Genomic DNA, 386 nt, shown 5'->3' on the forward strand with positions numbered 1-386 from the left:
GTGTTTCCTTTGCAACGCTTAGGGCATATCGTCTGGCCGATTCATACGGTGCAGTTTTCAAACCATACCCAATATCAACAGGGTTGGCGTGGTAAAGTGATGCCATCAGGCAGTATTACAGAACTGATGGATGGCTTAACCACTATTGATGTGACCCGCGACGTGAAAGCGATCATCTCTGGTTATATGGGCAGTGGTGCGCAGGCTGATGAAATTTTAGAGACGGTTGAGCGTGTGAAAGCAGCCAATCCTCACGCCTTATACATCTGCGATCCCGTCATGGGCGATCCGTTAAAGGGCTGTGTTGTCAGTCCTGAGGTGACGGAAGCGCTCTGTGAGCGGATCATGAAACAAGCGGATATTATTGTGCCTAATCAGTTTGAGTT

Annotated in this window: 1 pseudogene; it reads left to right on the top strand. The window is 48.7% G+C overall.

Features of this window, described 5'->3' with window-relative positions:
• Positions 1-48 precede the first annotated feature (48 nt).
• A pseudogene (locus ACS2QP_RS27435) lies at positions 49-386 on the top strand (hypothetical protein); the annotation flags it as partial.

This window comes from Bacillus cereus group sp. Bce019 (genome assembly GCF_051781745.1).
In the GTDB taxonomy this organism is placed as follows: Bacteria; Bacillota; Bacilli; order Bacillales; family Bacillaceae_G; genus Bacillus_A; species Bacillus_A cereus.